At 58.6% G+C, this 278-nt stretch carries 1 protein-coding gene; it reads left to right on the forward strand.

The features are described 5' to 3' along the window. The coding region (locus RMT89_RS42715) for an AAA family ATPase (RefSeq protein WP_315889148.1) at positions 1–278 on the forward strand (278 nt) is incomplete at both ends.

Raw genomic sequence — 278 nt, forward strand, 5'->3', positions numbered from 1 at the left:
CATTGAGGACATCGAAAAGCTGTTGAAGGACACGCCGGAGCAGAACGCCATCAAGCGCCTGACCGATGAGCCCGCACTAAGCGAGTGGGTGCGGCATGGCTTGCGGTTCCATGAACATAGCGCTGAGTGTGCCTTCTGCGGGGGTAATGCCGCGCAGGCTTTGCAAGCGTACGCCAAACACTTCTCCGATGCGTATCGCCGCCAGCATGCTTCGATCCAGGCCGCCATTACTCGCTTGGAACAACCAGGCTCGTTGCCAAGCTTTCCCCAGTCCTTCT

Origin of the sequence: Streptomyces sp. P17, from assembly GCF_032436805.1 — a bacterium.
Lineage (GTDB): Bacteria > Actinomycetota > Actinomycetes > Streptomycetales > Streptomycetaceae > Streptomyces.